A 15,295-nucleotide genomic window follows, 5' to 3' on the forward strand; every position below is an offset into this window, starting at 1 on the left:
GCGCTTCAGAGCGTGCGCAGCAGCACGGCGGGCTGCTCCACGCAGTCCGCCACGTACCGCAGGAAGCCGCCCGCGACGCCCCCGTCGCAGACCCGGTGGTCGAACGTCAGGGAGAGCTGCACGACCTGCCGCACCGCGAGCTCGCCCTGGTGCACCCACGGCTTGGGCGCGATCCTGCCGACGCCGAGCATGGCGGCCTCCGGGTGGTTGATGATCGGGGTGGACCCGTCCACGCCGAACACGCCGTAGTTGTTGAGCGTGAACGTCCCGCCCGTCAGGTCCATCGGCGTCAGCGCGCCCTCCCTCGCCAGGCCGGTGAGGCGCGCGAACTCCTCAGTGAGCGACTCGGCGGAGCGCGCCTGCGCTTCCCGTACGACGGGCACGACGAGGCCGCGGTCGGTCTGCGCGGCGAAGCCGAGGTGGACCGCGGGCAGTCGGACGATCTCCCTGGCCGCCTGGTCGACCGTGGCGTTCAGCTCGGGGAAGCGGTCGAGCGCGGCCGTGCAGATCCGGGCGAACAGCGCGAGTACGGAGATCTTCCGGCCGCCCGCCGCGTTCATCGCGGCGCGGGCCGCGAGCAGTTCGGTGGCGTCCGCGTCGACCCAGCAGGTGGCCTCGGGGATCTCGCGCCTGCTGCGGGACAGCTTCTCCGCGACCGCGCCCCGCACGCCCCGCAGCGGCACCCGCACGGCACCGTCGGGCACCGCCGTGGCCCCCTCGCGCGCCGTCTCCGCCGCCACGTCCCGGCCGGCGGCGGAGTCCGCCGCCGGAGCCTGCGCGGCGCCCCCGGCAGCCCGCTCGATCGCCCGCTCCACGTCGACGCGGAGTATCAGCCCCTCGCGACCCGAGCCGTCGAGCTGCCGCAGATCGAGCCCGTGCTGCCGGGCGAGCCGCCGCACGAGCGGCGACACCACGGGCACAGGCCCCGCGCCCACCCGCGCGCCGTACCCCGCCCCGGCACCGTGCCCGTCCGCACCGACGCTGAAGCCACTCCGCTCGGCGCCGTCCGGCCCTGAGGCATCCGGCTCGGCGCCGTCCGCCCCGGTCCCGTCCGTACCGGGCTCGTGCCCGGCTGCTCCGGAGCCGCGGCGGCCGGGCCCCGAACCGTTCCCGGCCCCCGGCCGCCCGTTCCCGTCGAAGGCGGCGTGTCCTTCACGCTCCGGGCGCTGCCCGGACCGCCCGCCTGCCGCACCGGGGCCCGCGCCGTCGAGGAGACCCCGCGGGGCGACCCTGCGGCGGCGGGTGGCGGGCGGCGCCGTGCCGTATCCGACCAGCACGTTCCCCGACGTGGCGCCCGCGCCCGCCTCGGCGGGGGACGCGCCCTCCGGAGCGGCCGGGTCACCGACCGCGACCGTCATCAGGGGCGCGCCGACCGGGAGTTCCGTGCCCTCCTCGCCGAAGCGGGCCGTCACCACCCCGCCGTACGGGCAGGGCACCTCCACCCGTGCCTTCGCGGTCTCGACCTCCACCACCGGCTGGTCTACGGCGACCACGTCGCCCACCGCGACGAGCCAGCCCACGATCTCCGCCTCGGTCAGTCCCTCGCCGAGGTCGGGCAGCCTGAACTCCCGTACCTCGCTCATCGGCTCTCCGCCTCCCACTGGAGCCGCGCGACCGCGTCCAGCACCCGGTCCACTCCAGGAAGATGGTGCCTTTCCTGCATCGGCGGCGGATAGGGGATGTCGAATCCCGCCACCCGCAGCACCGGCGCCTCCAGGTGGTGGAAGCAGCGCTCGGTGATCCGCGCCGCGATCTCGCCGCCGGGGCCGCCGAAGCCGACCGCCTCGTGGACGACCACCGCGCGTCCCGTGCGCCGCACCGACCGCGCGACCGTCTCGTCGTCGAACGGCACCAGCGACCTGAGGTCGACCACCTCCAGGTCCCAGCCCTCCTCGCGCGCGGCCTGAGCCGCTTCGAGGCACACCGGCAGGCTCGGCCCGTAGGTGATCAGCGTGGCGCTCGTGCCGGGGCGCCGCACGACGGCCCGGCCGATCGGCTCCACGGCCGGCGGCGCCTCGGGCGACCAGGGCGCCTTCGACCAGTAGAGCCGCTTCGGTTCGAGGAAGACCACGGGGTCGTCGGAGGCGATGGCCGCGCGCAGCAGGCCGTAGGCGTCCTCGACCGTCGCGGGCGTGACCACGTGCAGCCCGGGGGTCGCCATGTAGTACGCCTCCGAGGAGTCGCTGTGGTGCTCCACGCCTCCGATGCCGCCGCCGTAGGGGATGCGCACCGTCAGCGGCATCGGCACCGCGCCGCCCGTGCGGTTGCGCATCTTGGCGACGTGGCTCACGAGCTGCTCGAACGACGGGTAGGCGAAGGCGTCGAACTGCATCTCGACCACCGGCCGCAGCCCGTACATGGCCATGCCGACCGCCGTGCCGAGGATGCCGGCCTCGGCGAGCGGGGTGTCCGTGCACCGCTCGTCGCCGAACTCCGCGGCGAGGCCGTCGGTGACCCGGAAGACCCCGCCGAGCGACCCGACGTCCTCGCCGAGGACATGGACCGCCGGGTCCTCGGCCATGGCGTCCCGCAGCGCCCGCTGGAGGGCCTGCGCCATCGTGGCGGACCTGGCGGCGACCGTGGTCATCGGGTGCCCTCCGGCTCCGGCGCGTCGGCCCCGGCTGCCGCGTCCAGCTCGGCGCGCAGCCGCTCGGCCTGCTCGGCGAGCTGGGTGGTGCGCTCCGCGTACACCTGGCCGAACAGGTCCATCGGGTCGAGCGCGGGCTCCGCGTTCATCCGGTCGCGCAGCCCGGCCGCCAGCTCCTCGGCGCCGCGCGCGACGCGCTCGGCCGCCGCGTCGTCGAGCAGGCCGCGGGCGCGCAGGGCGGCTTCGAGCAGCAGCACCGGGTCGTAGGCGCGCCAGGCGGCGACCTCGTCTTCGGCGCGGTAGCGCGTCGCGTCGTCGGCGTTGGTGTGGGCGTCGATCCGGTACGTCACGGCCTCCACGAGCGTCGGCCCGCCGCCGCCGCGTGCCCGGTCGACGGCCTCGGCGAGCACCGTGTGCACGGCGGCGACGTCGTTGCCGTCGACCAGGCGGCCCGGCATCCCGTAGCCGACTGCCTTGTGCGCGAGGGTCGGCGCCGCGCTCTGCTTGGCGAGCGGCACGGAGATCGCGAAGCCGTTGTTCTGCACGAAAAAGACGACGGGCGCCTGCCAGACCGCGGCGAAGTTCATCGCCTCGTGGAAGTCGCCCTCGCTGGTCCCGCCGTCGCCGACCAGGGCGAGCGCCACCACGTCGTCGCCCTTGAGGCGGGCCGCGTGGGCGAGCCCGACCGCGTGCGGGAGCTGGGTGGCGAGCGGGGTGGACAGCGGTGCCACGCGGTAGCGGTACGGGTCGTAGCCGGTGTGGCGGTCGCCGCGCAGCAGCGTCAGCGCCTCCACCGGGTCCACGCCGCGGGCGACCACGGCCAGCGAGTCGCGGTAGCTGGGGAACAGCCAGTCGCGCTCGGCGAGTACGGAGGCCGCGGCGACCTGGCACGCCTCCTGGCCCGTGCTCGACGGGTAGACGGCGAGCCTGCCCTGCCGGGTGAGGACCGTGGCCTGCGTGTTGAACCTGCGGCCGCGCACCAGGCCGTCGTAGAGGCGCAGCAGCAGCGCGGGGTCGGCGGCCGCCTCGGCGGCGGTGCCGAGCACGCGCAGCGGCCGCTCGTCGGGCAGCAGGGGCGCGGGGTCCCTGCGCACCCGCCAGGCGGGGGCGGCGGGCAGCCCCGCGGAGCCGCTGGCGGTGGTGTCCGCGGGCGCCCTGCGCGCCGCGGGGTCCCGGACCGGCGTACTGCTCTTTTTCACGCGTGCCCCTCCTCATGCGTCCTGCTGCGGTGCCCGTACGGCTCGTGGCTGCGGGCTGCGGAGCCGTCGGTGTGTGACGGCCCTCACCTACCGATTGTTCGGTCGCCGGGGCATTTTGGCTACACGGGCCGCCATCCTGTGGACAAACGGTTCGGCGGGGCCTGTGATGGACGCAGGTCGTCCACGGCGCCGAGGCGGGAAGGCAGGGGGACTGAACAAATGGCCGAGGATCCGGGCGAGGAGGCCGTGCGGCGCACCGCAGCGGCCCGCCCGCTCGAACCGGTGGACCGCGCGATCCTGCACATCCTCCAGGCGGACGGCCGCGCGTCGGTGCGCTCCGTGGCCGAGCGGGTGCACGTCTCGCGCGCCAACGCGTACGCGCGGATCAACCGGCTCGTCGAGGACGGCGTGATCCGGGGCTTCACCACGAGCGTCGACCACGAGCGGGCCGGGCAGGGGACGTCCGCCTACATCACCCTGAAGATCGTGCAGAACTCCTGGCGCACCGTGCGCGGGCAGCTTGAGGAGCTGCCGGGCGCCGCGCACATCGCCCTCGTCGGCGGCGACTTCGACGTGCTGCTGCTGGTCCACACGCCCGACAACAGGACGCTGCGCGAGCTGGTGCTCACCCGCCTCCAGGCCATCCCGGAGGTGCTCTCCACCCGCACCCTGCTGGTCTTCGAGGAGACCGACCTGAGCCCGGGGACGCCGCTGCCGGAGTGACGGGCCGCGCGGCCCGGCGCCGGCTCCGGCCGGGTCGGGCCCCTCAGCCGCGCGCCCGCAGCCCGTCGAAGGCGAGGCGTACGACGGTGTCGGCCACCTGGTCGCGGTCGTAGCCGCCCGGCTGCGGGCGGTACCACTCGACCAGCGAGTTGACCATGCCGAAGACCAGCCGGGTCGCGAGCCGGGTGTCCACGTCGGCCCGCAGGTCGCCCTCGGCGACGGCCGCCTTCAGCAGCTCGGCGACCCGCTGGTCGAACTCGCGCCGCCGCTCCATCGCCCACCGCTCGGCCCGGGTGTTGCCCCGCACCCGCAGCAGCAGCGTCACGTACGGCAGCTCGGCCGTCAGCACCTCGACCATGCGCCGCGTCACGTACTCGACGCGCGCCAGCGCGCTGCCCCGGCCCGCGCCCTCCTCGTCGAGGATGCGGAACAGCCCGTCGAGCGCCCGGCTCACGGCCCGCCGCAGCAGCTCCTCCTTGCCGACGACGTGGTGGTAGATGGACGACTTCGAGATGCCCGCGGCCTTGGAGAGGTGCTCCATCGAGGTGCCGTCGTAGCCGCGCTCGTTGAAGACGCCGACGGCGACGGACAGCAGCGTCTCCGGCGTGTACGTGTCGCGCCTCGGCGTGCTCATCGGCGTGCCTCCGCCGCCGCGGCGCGCGCCAGGGCGCGGGAGGGCGCGTAGCGCCCGCCCGGATACGCGGACGCCAGCCCTTCGAGCACCCCGAGGATCCAGCGGGGGCCGACCGCGCGCGTCCACTCGCCGGGGCCCGCGGGGTAGTTCACGCCGAGTTTCATGGCGGTGTCGATGTCCTCCTGTGTGGCGACGCCGCGCGCCGCGGCGTCGAGTGCGAGGTCGGCGAGGAGCGCGACCGTGCGCGCGACGACCATCCCGGGGACGTCGCCGATGACGCTGACCTCCTTGCCGGCCAGCTGGAAGAGGCCCACGGCGGCGCGCACGTCCGCGTCGGGCGCGTCGGCCGAAGGGGCGAGCGCGACGCGCGCGCAGGTCCGGTAGTCGAGGGCCAGGTCGAACGCGACGCTCGGGACGCCGCGCGCCTCCGAAGGACGCCCGTCGGCGAGCAGCAGGCGCGCTCCGCCGGGCAGCGCGAGGAAGCCGGGGCCCGTCCCCGCGCCCCCGGGCTCCGTGCGGACCGCGACGCCCACTTCGCCGAACAGCTCAGGCAGGGCGGAAGCGGGTCCGAGGCCGCCGACGACGGTGATCTCCGCGGGCGCCCCGCAGGGCTCCTCGGTGCGCGGCTCGGGGCGCACCGCGCCGGGTCCGTACGGATACCAGCCGTGCCCGGTCTTGCGGCCGAGGCGGCCCGACTGCACCAGCCTGCGCTGGGCGAGCGACGGCGTGAAGCGGGGGTCGCCGTTGAAGGCGTCCCAGACGGAGCGGGTCACCGCCTCGTTGACGTCCTGGCCGATCAGGTCGGTCAGTTCGAAGGGGCCCATGCGGAAGCCCCCCGACTCGCGCAGCACCGCGTCGAGCGTCGCGGGGTCAGCCGCGCGCTCCTCGTACACCCGCAGCGCCTCGGCGTAGAAGGGGCGGGCGACGCGGTTGACGACGAAGCCGGGGGTGTCGGCGCAGCGCACCGGCGTCTTGCCCCAGGCGCGCGCCGTCCCGTGCGCCAGCTCCGCGGTCTCCCGGTCCGTGGCGAAGCCGCTGACGACCTCGACCAGCGGGAGCAGCGGCGCCGGGTTGAAGAAGTGCAGCCCCACGAAGCGCCCCGGCAGCCGCAGCGCGGCGGCGATCTCGGTGACGGAGAGGGACGAGGTGTTGGTGGCGAGGAGGCAGTCGTCGGCGACGGCCTTCTCCACGGCGGCGAACAGCTCGCGCTTGACCGCCGCGTCCTCGGCGACGGCCTCCACCACGAGCCCGCAGCCTGCCAGCTCGGCGAGGTCGGCCACGGCCGTCAGCCGCTCCAGCGCGGCCGCCGAGTCCCGCTCGCCGAGCCGCCCCTTCTCGACCAGTCGTGCGAGCCGCGCGGCCAGCTCGTCCGCCGCCTCGCCCGCGCGGCCCGGCGCCGCGTCGTAGAGGCGTACGGGGTGCCCTGCGACCAGGGCGACCTGGGCGATGCCCCGGCCCATGGTGCCGGTGCCGACGACCGCGACGGGGCTGCTGAACGCGAGTGCTGCCATGGACGCCATCCTCCCTCGGGGTTTTCCACAGACCCGTCCGGCCCTGTTGAACCGACCGATCGTTCGGTTACTGTAACCCTGTCCGCGCACACGTGTCCCGGGCTTCGCGGACCGTCCGCCCGCCCCGGCTCGATGAGGAGTTGGTCCCCACCATGACCGCGCAGCTCAGCCTCCAGAAGCTGGCCGAGACCCGCAGGGCCGTGCTCGACCAGGCGCTCGACGCGATCCGCACCCGCGCCTACTGGTCGCCCCACCCCGAGCACCCCAAGGCGTACGGGGAGACCGCGCCGGCGGACGGGCTCGCCGCCTTCGAGGCGCTGCGCGGCGGGCGCTTCCCGCTCGACCAGCCGGGCACCGACGGCTGGACGGGCGCGGAGACCTCGCCGTACGGCCCCGCGCTCGGCATCGAGTACCCGCACGCGGACATCGAGGTGCTGCTGCCTGCCGTGCGCGCCGGCATGGGGGCCTGGCGCGCGGCGGGCCCCGAGGCCAGGGCGCTGGTCTGCCTGGAGATCCTGGCGCGGATCTCCGCGCGCACCCACGAGTTCGCGCACGCGGTGATGCACACCAGCGGGCAGGCGTTCGTCATGGCGCTCCAGGCGGGCGGGGCCCATGCCCAGGACCGCGGCCTCGAAGCGGTGGCGTACGCGTACGCGGAGCAGACCCGGGTGCCGGAGCGCGCCGACTGGTCGAAGCCGCAGGGCAGGCGCGACCCGCTGGAGATGCGCAAGACGTTCACGGCGGTGCCGCGCGGCGTCTCGCTGCTCGTCGGGTGCAACACCTTCCCCACGTGGAACGGCTATCCCGGCCTGTTCGCCTCGCTGGCCACCGGCAACGCGGTGCTGGTCAAGCCGCATCCGCGCGCGGTGCTGCCGCTCGCGCTGACGGTGCGGACCGCCCGCGAGGTCCTCGCGGAGACCGGCTTCGACCCGAATCTGGTGGCGCTCGCGGTGGAGCGGCCCGGCGAGGGCCTCGCCAAGGAGCTCGCGGTGCGCCCCGAGGTCCGGATCGTCGACTACACGGGCTCGACGGCGTTCGGCGACTGGCTGGAGGAGCACGCCCGGCAGGCGCGGGTGTACACGGAGAAGGCCGGCGTGAACACCGTCGTGATCGACTCGACCGGCGACTACCGGGGCATGCTCGGCAATCTGGCCTTCTCGCTCTCCCTCTACAGCGGCCAGATGTGCACCACCCCGCAGAATCTGCTCATCCCGCGCGACGGCATCGGCACGGAGGACGGACACCGGACGTACGACGAGGTCGTGGCGGACCTCGCGGCCGCCGTGGACACGCTCCTCGGCGACGACGCGCGGGCGAGCGCGCTGCTCGGCGCCCTGGTCAACCCGGACGTGAAGGCGCGCATCGAGGCCGCGGCCGAGCTCGGCGAGGTCGCGCTCGCCTCCCGCGAGGTGCGCAATCCGGAGTGGCCCGACGCGGTGGTGCGCACACCGCTGATCGTGAAGGCGGACGGCGGGGCCGGGTCGGACGCGCCCTACCTGGCCGAGTGCTTCGGGCCCGTGTCCTTCGCGGTCGCCGTCGACTCGACCGCCGGCGCGCTGGAGCTGCTGCGCCGCACGGTCCGCGAGCACGGCGCCATGACGGTCGGCGCCTACACGACATCCCCCGAGGTCGAGGCGGCGGTCGAGGAGGTCTGCCTCGACGAGGCGGCGCAGCTCTCGCTCAATCTGACCGGCGGCGTGTTCGTGAACCAGACGGCCGCGTTCTCCGACTTTCACGGCTCGGGCGGCAACCCCGCGGCCAACGCGGCGCTGTGCGACGCGGCGTTCGTGGCCGACCGCTTCCGCACGGTGGAGGTGCGCCGCCCGGCGTGAGCCGCCGGGCCGCCGGGCCGCTCAGGTCGCGGCCGCACCCGGCCGCCCCGGCGCCACCGCGGGTCAGCGGGGCGGCGGGGCCGCCGGGATCTCCGCGTGGCGCTGGACCCAGGCGTGCATGGCGATGGCCGCGGCGGCCCCCGCGTTGATCGAGCGCGTCGAGCCGAACTGCGCGATCGAGCAGACCATCAGGGCGTGCTCGCGCGCCTCCTCGGTGAGCCCGGGGCCCTCCTGCCCGAAGAGGAGCACGCAGCGGCGCGGCAGCTCGGTGCGTTCCAGCGGCACGGCGCCCGGCAGGTTGTCGATGCCGATGACGGGCAGCCCCTCGGCCGCGGCCCACGCGGTCAGCGCGGCCGTGTCCTGGTGGTGGCGCACATGCTGGTAGCGGTCGGTCACCATGGCGCCGCGCCGGTTCCACCTGCGCCGTCCGACGATGTGCACCTCCCGCGCGAGGAAGGCGTTGGCGGTCCGCACGACGGAGCCGATGTTGAAGTCGTGGCCCCAGTTCTCCACCGCCACGTGGAAGGCGTGGCGGCGCGTGTCGAGCTCGGCGACGATGGCCTCCCTGCGCCAGTAGCGGTACCGGTCGGCGACATTGCGCCGGTCGCCGTGGGCCAGCAGCTCGGGGTCGTAGCGCTCGCCGCGCGGCCAGGGCCCGGGGTGCGGCCCCACGCCGACCACGGGCCCGAATCCCTCGTCGTACTGGAGCGGCTCGGCGGCCACGCCCGGAGGGGGATCGTCGTGCGGGGCGGGCGCCGCCGGCGGTCTCTCGCTGCTCATCCGACGAGGGTACGGGTCTGGTCACCGGCCTCGCGCCGCTGGCCGGGCAGGCCGCCGCCCCGGCGCCCGCGCAGCCGGGCGCGGCCCGCGGCGGCCCGGGCGCCCAGCCACAGGAGGAAGCCGGTCGGCAGGAAGACCGCGTCCGCCGTGATCATCGCCAGGGAGAAGAACGGCAGCCCGAGCAGCACGGCGATGCCCGCGTGCTCCAGCATCATCCCCACCAGCAGGACGTTCTTGACCCGCCGGTTGAACAGCGTGAAGGGGAAGGCGATCTGCACCATCACCGTGCCGTAGGTGAAGACCAGGACGAAGAGGCTGCTCGCGGCGAGCAGCCCGGACAGCCAGGGCCACGGGGTGAAGTAGTCCAGCTTGAGCGGGTAGAACAGCGCGGTGCCGTCCTCCCACCGGGTGCCCTGGATCTTGTACCAGCCCGCGGTGGAGTAGATGAGGCAGACCTCCACGGCGATCACGACGAGCGCCGCGTTGTGCAGGAGGTGCGCGAAGACGTCGAGCAGGGTGCGCTCGTGGCTGCCCGGCGCGTAGCGGTTCGCCGCCCACCACAGCCCCTGCACGGCCCAGGCGCCCCACAGCAGGACCCGCGTCCACAGCTGCACATGGCCGGGGCTCGTGGCCGCGCCCACGGCGAGCACCGCGCCGAGCACCGCCCACAGGACCGGGCCCGTGCGGTCCTGCGGCCGGGCACCGGGGCCGCCGTCCCGCGCCGCACGCGCCGCGCGCCGCGCGTCCAGCGACCAGACCTGCCCGCAGCGGGTGAAGACCAGGTAGACCGCCATGATGTGGATGACGTTGTCGCCGCCGTCGCCGAGGAAGACGGAGCGGTTCTGCAGCGAGAGCACGCCGACCATGAAGACCACGGAGAGCGTCCTGGTCCGCCAGCCGAGCATCAGCAGCAGGCTGGAGAGGACGGCGACGGCGTAGACGGTCTCGAACCAGACCCGGCTGTCCGACCACATCAGCGCCGAGAAGGCGCTGTTGCCCGCGATGAGCTGCCGCGCCAGGTCCCAGCTCCAGGGCGCGCCGGGACCGTACAACTCGCCGCGGTGGGGGAGTTCGCGCAGCAGGAAGACCAGCCAGGTGCCGGCGAAGCCGATGCGTATGACCGCGCTCTGGTACGGGCCGAAGGACGTCGAGGTGACGCGCTGGAGGGCGCGCGCGACGGCGGTGTACGCGGCGCCGCGCGCCGGGGGCGCCGCCGTGGGGCCCTGCTCCGCTGTGCTCACCTGGCCGCCTCCGTACCGCTGCCGCTCGCCGTACCCGTGCCCGTACCGCTCGCCGTACCCGTGCCGTGCGCCGCCCCCGCGCGGCCGGCGACGACGACCGTCGCGGGCACGCCGTCGGGGACGTCGGAGGGACCGACGCCCCACCAGGGGAAGGTCCGGTAGAACGTCCGGGTGTCGACGCGCTCCTTGGCGTACGGCGGCGGCGCGACCGCCGTGGTCGCCGAGCGGACCTCGATGCGGGCGACGCGGCCGGTCAGGTGCTCGCGGCCGAGGCGGAGCACGACGATCCGCCGCAGGTAAGCCTCCGCGAGCCGGCCCCTGCTGCCGATCGGCCGCCCCTTGTCGTCATGGGTCTGGGTGAAGTAGTCCCAGGCCCTGCGCAGCTCGTTCTGCTGGGTGTGGCTCGGCAGCGGGTTGTGCAGGATCGCGGCGCCGTCCTGCGCCGAGAGGTCCTGCCAGCCGCCGACCGAGCGCCGGCCCGAGGCGTCCACGACCTCGGCGCGCGCCTGGACGTGGATGTTCTGCTGGAGCGGGTTGGGCGCGAACAGCTTCCAGTTCTGCTCGAACTCCGGGTTCACCCAGCGGTTGATCAGCTGGGAGTGCGCCTTGGAGACCGTGTTGGCGGGGGCCACGTAGAAGAAGACCATCGCCAGGTGCGTGCAGGCGACGGCGAGCACGGCGACGGCTGCGACGCCCGCCACGACCTGGTACCTGCGGGGCAGCCCAGCGATGCCGGCCCCCGGCCACGGGCCCCTGCCAGGACCGCCCCCCGCGGAGGGCGCGCCCTGGGCCTGCGGCGCCCCTGCGGGCGCCGGTGCGCCCTGCGGCTCCCGCACCCCGGGGGCGGCAGGACCGCCCGGCGCGCCGGGCCCCCGCCACCCGGCCGCGGCGTCCCCGTCCCCCCAGGCCCCCGGGCCCTCCGGGTCCCCGTAACTCTTCATCCCGCCCCGATCCGTCGCCCCGCGCCGAGCCAGTTATCCACAGGGTTGACACCCTACGGGCCGCCGACCGACCATTGAAGTCCGGGAACCGAACGATCGGTCGGTAGGGAGTCGGGATGGCGACGGTGGCGAGCGGCACAGGCGGCGCGGGCAGCGCAGACGGTACGGACAGCACACGCGGTGCGAGCAGCGCGGACGGCGCGGCACGTGCGATCGCCGAGCGCGGTGCGACGGGCGAGCCCGGTGAGGACGCCCTGCTCGCGGCCTTCGACGCCGCCGTCGCCGCGGAGGAGCGCATCGAGCCGCGCGACTGGATGCCGGACGCCTACCGCGCGACGCTGGTGCGCCAGATGGCGCAGCACGCGCACTCCGAGATCATCGGCATGCAGCCAGAGGCCAACTGGATCACCCGCGCCCCCTCCCTGCGGCGCAAGGCGATCTTGATGGCCAAGGTCCAGGACGAGGTGGGCCACGGCCTGTATCTCTACAGCGCCACCGAGACCCTCGGCACCAGCAGGGACGAGCTGCTCGACAAGCTGCACTCGGGCCGCCAGAAGTACTCGTCGATCTTCAACTACCCCACGCTGACCTGGGCGGACGTCGGCGCGATCGGCTGGCTCGTGGACGGCGCCGCAATCACCAACCAGGTGCCGCTGTGCCGCTGCTCCTACGGGCCGTACGCGCGCGCCATGGTCCGCGTCTGCAAGGAGGAGTCCTTCCACCAGCGCCAGGGCTTCGAGCTGCTGATGGCGCTGAGCAAGGGCACCCCCGAGCAGCACGCGATGGCGCAGGACGCAGTGGACCGCTGGTGGTGGCCCTCGCTGATGATGTTCGGCCCGCCGGACGGCGAGTCCGGCCACTCCGCGCAGTCCATGGCCTGGCGCATCAAGCGGTTCTCCAACGACGACCTGCGGCAGCGCTTCGTGGACATCTGCGTGCCGCAGGCCGAGGCGCTCGGCCTCACGCTGCCCGACCCCGACCTCAGGTGGAACGAGGAGAAGGGCGGCTACGACTGCGGACCGATCGACTGGGCCGAGTTCCAGCAGGTGCTCAAGGGCAACGGCCCGTGCAACGAGGAGCGGATCACCCGGCGCAGGACGGCCCACGAGGAGGGCGCCTGGGTGCGGGAGGCGGCCGCGGCCCACGCGGCGAAGCGCGCGGCGGACGCGGCGGGGGTGGCGGCATGAGCGGGCCGGGCGAGTGGCCCCTGTGGGAGGTCTTCGTGCGGGCGCGGCGCGGCCTCTCCCACACCCATGCGGGCAGCCTGCACGCCCCGGACGCGGAGCTCGCCCTGCGCAACGCACGCGACCTGTACACGCGCCGCGGCGAGGGCGTGTCGATCTGGGTGGTGCCGTCCGCCGCGATCACGGCCTCGTCGCCCGACGAGCGCGACCCGTTCTTCGACCCGGCCGCCGACAAGGCGTACCGCCACCCGACGTTCTACGAGATCCCGGACGGGGTGAAGCACCTGTGAGCGCCGCACTCGCCCTGGGCGACGACGCGCTGGTGCTCTCGCACCGGCTGGGGGAGTGGGCGGGCCGCGCCCCGGTCCTCGAAGAGGAGGTCGCCCTCGCCAACATCGCGCTCGACCTGCTCGGCCAGGCCAGGTCGCTGCTCTCCCTGGTGGGCGACGAGGACGAGTTGGCCTACCTCAGGGAGGAACGCGCCTTCCGCAACGTCCAGTTGGTCGAGCAGCCCAACGGCGACTTCGCGCACACCATCGCCCGCCAGCTGTACTTCTCCGCCTACCAGCTCCCGCTCTACCGCGAACTGGCCGCGGGGCAGGGCCCGTTCGCCCCGCTCGCCGCGAAGGCGGCCAAGGAGGTCGAGTACCACCTCGACCACGCCCGGCAGTGGACGCTCAGGCTCGGCGACGGCACCGAGGAGAGCCATGAGCGCATGCGGCGGGCGTGCGGGGCGCTGTGGCGGTTCACCGGCGAGCTGTTCCGGCCGGTCGAGGGCGTGGCAGCGGACCCCGCGGCCCTGGAGGCCGAGTGGCTCGCGACTGTTCGGGACGTGCTGGAGCGCGCCACCCTGCCGCTCCCCGAGGGACCGCGCTCGGGCGGCTGGGCCGCGGGCGCGGGCCGCGAGGGCCTGCACACCGAGTCGTTCGGCCGGATGCTCGCCGAGATGCAGCACCTGCACCGCAGCCACCCGGGGGCGTCGTGGTGACCCCGACCAGGGCAGAGGAGGCGCTGGAGCGCGAGCTGCGCCGGGTCGCGGGCGCCGTGCCCGACCCCGAGCTCCCCGTGGTCTCCCTCGCGGAGCTCGGCGTCCTGCGCGGCCTGCGGGTCTCTTACGGGCCCGGCGGCCACCGCTCGGTGCGGGTCGAGCTGACGCCGACGTACACGGGCTGCCCGGCCGTCGAGACGATGTCGCAGGACATCGAGGCGGCGCTGCGGGCGCACGGCCAGCAGGACGTCGCCGTGGTCACGGTGCTCTCCCCGCCCTGGTCGACGGACGACATCAGCGACGAGGGCAGGCGCAAGCTCGCAGAAGCGGGCATCGCGCCGCCGCGGCCGCAGGGCACCGGCGGGGCCGTGGCGCTCTCCCTCGCCATCCGCTGCCCGCACTGCGGCTCCACGGCCACGGAGCTGCTCAGCCGGTTCTCCTCCACCGCGTGCAAGGCGCTGCGCCGCTGCTCGGCGTGCGGGGAGCCGTTCGACCACTTCAAGGAGTTGTAGATGTTCCATCCGCTCCGGGTCGCCGCGGTCGAACGCCTCACGGACGACGCGGTGGCCCTCACCTTCGAGGTGCCGCCCGCGCTGCGCGAGCGCTTCCGGCACGCGCCGGGCCAGCATGTCGCCCTGCGCAGGCAGGACCCGGACGGCCGGGAGGTCAGGCGTACGTACTCGGTCTGCGCCCCCGCGGGCGGCGCGCTGCGGGTGGGGGTGCGGCTCGTGGAGGGCGGCGCGTTCTCCCCGTACGCCTTCAAGGAGCTCGCGGCGGGCGACACGGTCGACGTGATGGAGCCGGCGGGCCGGTTCGTGCTGGAGCCGCGGCCGGGGCGCTTCGCCGCGGTCGTCGGGGGGAGCGGCATCACCCCCGTCCTCTCGATGGCGGCGACGCTGCTCGCCCGGGAGCCCGGGGCGCGGTTCTGCCTGGTGCGCAGCGACCGCACGGTGGCGTCCACGATGTTCCTCGACGAGGTCGCCGACCTCAAGGACCGCTACCCCGACCGCTTCCAGCTGGTCCCCGTGGTCTCGCGGGAGGAGCAGCAGGCGGGCCTGCCGGCCGGCCGGCTCGACCGGCGGCGGCTCGCGGCGCTGCTGCCGTCGGTCCTGCCCGTGGCCGAGGTGGACGGCTGGTTCCTGTGCGGGCCGCTCGGCCTGGTCACCGGCGCCGACCGGGCGCTGCGTGACCTGGGCGTCGACCGCTCCCGCATCCACCAGGAGATCTTCCACGTGGACGAGGCGGCGGCCCAGGCGCCCGCGCCCGCGGCCCCCGCGGCGGGCTCCTTGCTCACGGCGACGCTGGCGGGCCGCTCGGGCACCTGGCAGGTCAGGGACGGCGAGCCGCTCCTCGAAACGGTCCTCAGGGCCCGCGCGGACGCGCCGTACGCGTGCCGGGGCGGCGTCTGCGGCACCTGCCGGGCCTTCCTGGTCTCCGGCGAGATCACGATGGACCGCAACTTCGCCCTGGAGCCGGAGGAGACCGACGCGGGCTACGTCCTGGCGTGCCAGTCGCACGCGGCCACCCCGGAGGTGCGACTCGACTTCGACCGCTAGCAGTCGACCGCGCCCTGCCGAGCCGGCCGATATCGCCCGGTGCCGCCCGGTGACGGACGCCGGACCGACCGGTGCCGCCCGGTCACGGACGGCCGCCCGGCCCCGCACGCCCGAGTCGG

Annotated in this window: 15 protein-coding genes; 7 read left to right on the top strand and 8 right to left on the bottom strand. The window is 75.0% G+C overall.

The genetic code is table 11. From position 1 onward, the window contains the following. Window positions 1-5 precede the first annotated feature (5 nt). Genes AB0910_RS20110 through pdhA form a run of 3 tightly spaced genes read right to left on the bottom strand, consistent with a single transcriptional unit; the run spans window position 6 to window position 3,705 of the window. Window positions 6-1,583 carry a dihydrolipoamide acetyltransferase family protein gene (locus tag AB0910_RS20110; protein WP_366745948.1) on the bottom strand — a complete coding sequence of 526 codons (1,578 nt, stop codon included), beginning with the start codon at window positions 1,581-1,583 and terminating at the stop codon, window positions 6-8. Further along, window positions 1,580-2,587: an alpha-ketoacid dehydrogenase subunit beta gene (locus AB0910_RS20115; protein WP_366745949.1), complete on the bottom strand. Its 1,008-nt coding sequence runs from the start codon at window positions 2,585-2,587 to the stop codon at window positions 1,580-1,582. The genes AB0910_RS20110 and AB0910_RS20115 overlap by 4 nt, the downstream gene beginning before the upstream one ends. Further along, complete coding sequence (gene pdhA / locus AB0910_RS20120) at window positions 2,584-3,705, bottom strand: pyruvate dehydrogenase (acetyl-transferring) E1 component subunit alpha (RefSeq protein ID WP_366746012.1); 1,122 nt, start codon at window positions 3,703-3,705, stop codon at window positions 2,584-2,586. The genes AB0910_RS20115 and pdhA overlap by 4 nt, the downstream gene beginning before the upstream one ends. A 300-nt stretch (window positions 3,706-4,005) precedes the next feature. Between pdhA and AB0910_RS20125 the strand changes: the two genes are divergently transcribed. Further along, window positions 4,006-4,509, top strand: coding sequence for an Lrp/AsnC family transcriptional regulator (locus tag AB0910_RS20125; RefSeq protein WP_366745950.1), 504 nt, complete (start codon window positions 4,006-4,008; stop codon window positions 4,507-4,509). Window positions 4,510-4,552: 43 nt separating this feature from the next. Here AB0910_RS20125 and AB0910_RS20130 read toward each other — a convergent pair whose 3' ends face one another. Continuing rightward, complete coding sequence (locus AB0910_RS20130) at window positions 4,553-5,143, bottom strand: TetR/AcrR family transcriptional regulator (protein WP_366745951.1); 591 nt, start codon at window positions 5,141-5,143, stop codon at window positions 4,553-4,555. Continuing rightward, a complete protein-coding gene (locus AB0910_RS20135; protein WP_366745952.1) occupies window positions 5,140-6,654 on the bottom strand; it encodes a 3-hydroxyacyl-CoA dehydrogenase in 1,515 nt (504 codons plus the stop codon). Before AB0910_RS20135 ends, AB0910_RS20130 begins: the two co-directional genes overlap by 4 nt. Window positions 6,655-6,806: 152 nt before the next feature. Between AB0910_RS20135 and paaN the strand changes: the two genes are divergently transcribed. After that, on the top strand, window positions 6,807-8,486 hold the full coding sequence (paaN, locus tag AB0910_RS20140) for a phenylacetic acid degradation protein PaaN (RefSeq protein ID WP_366745953.1): 1,680 nt from the start codon (window positions 6,807-6,809) through the stop codon (window positions 8,484-8,486). Between the two features lie 63 nt (window positions 8,487-8,549). Here the strand turns inward: paaN and AB0910_RS20145 are convergent, their stop codons facing one another. Genes AB0910_RS20145 through AB0910_RS20155 form a run of 3 tightly spaced genes read right to left on the bottom strand, consistent with a single transcriptional unit; the run spans window position 8,550 to window position 11,208 of the window. Continuing rightward, window positions 8,550-9,266: a TrmH family RNA methyltransferase gene (locus AB0910_RS20145; protein WP_366745954.1), complete on the bottom strand. Its 717-nt coding sequence runs from the start codon at window positions 9,264-9,266 to the stop codon at window positions 8,550-8,552. After that, window positions 9,263-10,507: an HTTM domain-containing protein gene (locus tag AB0910_RS20150; protein WP_366745955.1), complete on the bottom strand. Its 1,245-nt coding sequence runs from the start codon at window positions 10,505-10,507 to the stop codon at window positions 9,263-9,265. The genes AB0910_RS20145 and AB0910_RS20150 overlap by 4 nt, the downstream gene beginning before the upstream one ends. Then, the gene (locus AB0910_RS20155) at window positions 10,504-11,208 is read right to left on the bottom strand and encodes a DUF5819 family protein (protein ID WP_366745956.1); all 705 of its coding nucleotides are present in this window, start codon (window positions 11,206-11,208) and stop codon (window positions 10,504-10,506) included. The genes AB0910_RS20150 and AB0910_RS20155 overlap by 4 nt, the downstream gene beginning before the upstream one ends. A 356-nt stretch (window positions 11,209-11,564) precedes the next feature. On the opposite strand from AB0910_RS20155, the gene paaA reads away from it, so the two are divergent. Genes paaA through AB0910_RS20180 form a run of 5 tightly spaced genes read left to right on the top strand, consistent with a single transcriptional unit; the run spans window position 11,565 to window position 15,176 of the window. Next, window positions 11,565-12,635, top strand: coding sequence for a 1,2-phenylacetyl-CoA epoxidase subunit PaaA (gene paaA, locus AB0910_RS20160; RefSeq protein WP_366745957.1), 1,071 nt, complete (start codon window positions 11,565-11,567; stop codon window positions 12,633-12,635). Continuing rightward, window positions 12,632-12,922, top strand: coding sequence for a 1,2-phenylacetyl-CoA epoxidase subunit PaaB (gene paaB, locus AB0910_RS20165; protein ID WP_366745958.1), 291 nt, complete (start codon window positions 12,632-12,634; stop codon window positions 12,920-12,922). Before paaA ends, paaB begins: the two co-directional genes overlap by 4 nt. Next, window positions 12,919-13,620 (top strand): 1,2-phenylacetyl-CoA epoxidase subunit PaaC, encoded by a 702-nt coding sequence (gene paaC / locus AB0910_RS20170; RefSeq protein ID WP_366745959.1) that lies wholly within the window; start codon window positions 12,919-12,921, stop codon window positions 13,618-13,620. The genes paaB and paaC overlap by 4 nt, the downstream gene beginning before the upstream one ends. Beyond that, window positions 13,617-14,132, top strand: coding sequence for a 1,2-phenylacetyl-CoA epoxidase subunit PaaD (gene paaD / locus AB0910_RS20175; protein WP_366745960.1), 516 nt, complete (start codon window positions 13,617-13,619; stop codon window positions 14,130-14,132). Before paaC ends, paaD begins: the two co-directional genes overlap by 4 nt. After that, window positions 14,133-15,176, top strand: a complete 1,044-nt coding sequence (locus AB0910_RS20180) for a 2Fe-2S iron-sulfur cluster-binding protein (protein ID WP_366745961.1) — start codon at window positions 14,133-14,135, stop codon at window positions 15,174-15,176. It begins immediately after the preceding gene. Window positions 15,177-15,295: the final 119 nt, after the last annotated feature.

Origin of the sequence: Streptomyces sp. NPDC047002, from assembly GCF_040704505.1 — a bacterium.
GTDB lineage: Bacteria > Actinomycetota > Actinomycetes > Streptomycetales > Streptomycetaceae > Streptomyces.

Excerpts from the sequence above, each read along its gene's own strand:
- AB0910_RS20130 (WP_366745951.1), bottom strand. The coding sequence starts at position 5,143 with ATGAGCACGCCGAGGCGCGACACGTACACGCCGGAGACGCTGCTGTCC.
- paaN (WP_366745953.1), top strand. The coding sequence starts at position 6,807 with ATGACCGCGCAGCTCAGCCTCCAGAAGCTGGCCGAGACCCGCAGGGCC.
- paaB (WP_366745958.1), top strand. The coding sequence starts at position 12,632 with ATGAGCGGGCCGGGCGAGTGGCCCCTGTGGGAGGTCTTCGTGCGGGCG.
- AB0910_RS20115 (WP_366745949.1), bottom strand. The coding sequence starts at position 2,587 with ATGACCACGGTCGCCGCCAGGTCCGCCACGATGGCGCAGGCCCTCCAG.
- AB0910_RS20180 (WP_366745961.1), top strand. The coding sequence starts at position 14,133 with ATGTTCCATCCGCTCCGGGTCGCCGCGGTCGAACGCCTCACGGACGAC.
- AB0910_RS20145 (WP_366745954.1), bottom strand. The coding sequence starts at position 9,266 with ATGAGCAGCGAGAGACCGCCGGCGGCGCCCGCCCCGCACGACGATCCC.
- AB0910_RS20110 (WP_366745948.1), bottom strand. The coding sequence starts at position 1,583 with ATGAGCGAGGTACGGGAGTTCAGGCTGCCCGACCTCGGCGAGGGACTG.
- AB0910_RS20135 (WP_366745952.1), bottom strand. The coding sequence starts at position 6,654 with ATGGCAGCACTCGCGTTCAGCAGCCCCGTCGCGGTCGTCGGCACCGGC.
- paaA (WP_366745957.1), top strand. The coding sequence starts at position 11,565 with ATGGCGACGGTGGCGAGCGGCACAGGCGGCGCGGGCAGCGCAGACGGT.
- AB0910_RS20125 (WP_366745950.1), top strand. The coding sequence starts at position 4,006 with ATGGCCGAGGATCCGGGCGAGGAGGCCGTGCGGCGCACCGCAGCGGCC.